Here is a 1,628-nt window from a genome sequence, read left to right on the forward strand (position 1 = left end):
AATGGACTCATCAGAAGATACCTTCCTAAAGGAACAAGCTTTGCGCTGATTAATCAAAAACAGTTGCAAATCATACAGGATAAACTCAACAACAGACCTCGTAAAATACTGGGGTATAATACGCCACAAGAAATGATAGATCTCGAACGAAAAAAATTATATTTGAATACCTAACTTTTAAACTACGCTTTGTTGCGTTACAACCTTGAATCCAGCATTTTTCAAATAATAAACTAAGATTTCTAGTATTATATAAAAAATGATTTATGAGAAGAATTTTGATTTTTCTATTAGTAATTGCAACAATGTTGGAGTCCTGTAAAGAAAAAGAGAGACAAATTATCTCAAAAGATAAATCAGATCCAGCAATAAAAAATAATGGATCAATTAAAAGTGAAATGCCTTCTGATCTAATTAAGAGTGAATTGATAGGAAAGATAGCTCCTGATTTTAAATTAAAAACGGTATCTGGAATAGAATTTCAATTAAGTTCTGTTAAAGACAAATTTATTGTTCTAGATTTTTGGGGGAGTTGGTGTGTTCCATGTATTGAGGATTTTCCAAAAATGAAAGAATATTATAATAAATATCGAAATGAAATAGAAATTGTAGGAATAGCATATTTAGATCTTAAAAGGAACTGGAAACTTTCGGTCAAAAAACATGAATTAGAATGGGTAAATGTAATTCATGATAAAGCCAAGGAACAAGATTTAACTATTACCTATGGTGTCGATAGTTTTCCAACAAAATTTATACTCAATAAAAAAGGAGAAATTATAGGTAAATATGGTTCAACAGATGATTTTTATAAAAAAATTGATGAATTAATGAATCAAGAATAGTAACATATTCAAAAGGAAATTTGAGAAAAACAACGGTGTACAACATCGGTTGATCGCCAATGAGCGGCAGCATTATTAAGAAAATAATTAACTTGACCAACAACAAAATACTAAGCCGACAACGCCGCGTTCCCTACTCCGCCAACTTGCGATAATCGAGACCGTTATCACGCATATTCAGAAAGAGAATGCCAAGAATAAAATTACTGACTCACATAAAGGCTAATAAAGAATTGGTGTTCAATTTATCAAGAAGTATTGATCTTCATAAAATTTCAGTTGCAAAAACTAAGGAAGAAGCAATTGCTGGAGTAACAAGTGGACTAATTGGTCCTAATGAAAGCGTAACCTGAAAAGGAAAACATTTTGGAGTAACTCAAAAATTGACAACTAAAATCACAGAATATAACTACTCCGACAAATTTACTGATGAAATGGTTAAAGGTGCTTTTGAAAGTTTCAAACATCAGCACATATTTACTAAGGTAGAAAATGGAACTTTAATGACGGATATTTTTGACTAAAAACCACCATTCATGTTTTTAGGTGAAATTGCAGACTATCTCTTTCTCAAAAAGTATATGACAAGATTATTAGAGGAAAGAAATCAGATAATAAAAGAGTTCGCAGAATCTGACAAATGGAAAGAAGTGAAACTTGATTAAAAATCCTATTTCAAGAAATTAAGTAACTTCCCAACCTGAAAATTATAAATTACCTACAGTATTAGTAATGATCGTAACTAACAACAAGCCGTATTTATCTAAAAGAATTATTGCAACA

The 1,628-nt window shown here is 30.4% G+C and carries 1 protein-coding gene and 1 pseudogene; both read left to right on the plus strand.

The window, feature by feature from the left end; genetic code table 11:
* Positions 1-174 (plus strand): annotated as a pseudogene (locus ACNI3T_RS13820) (IS30 family transposase); the annotation flags it as partial.
* Positions 175-266: 92 nt separating this feature from the next.
* Positions 267-845 (plus strand): TlpA family protein disulfide reductase, encoded by a 579-nt coding sequence (locus ACNI3T_RS13825; protein WP_418228320.1) that lies wholly within the window; start codon positions 267-269, stop codon positions 843-845.
* Positions 846-1,628 lie beyond the last annotated feature (783 nt).

This window comes from Christiangramia qingdaonensis, from assembly GCF_048381525.1.
Classification (GTDB): Bacteria; Bacteroidota; Bacteroidia; order Flavobacteriales; family Flavobacteriaceae; genus Christiangramia.

Excerpts from the sequence above, each read along its gene's own strand:
- ACNI3T_RS13825 (WP_418228320.1), top strand. The coding sequence starts at position 267 with ATGAGAAGAATTTTGATTTTTCTATTAGTAATTGCAACAATGTTGGAG.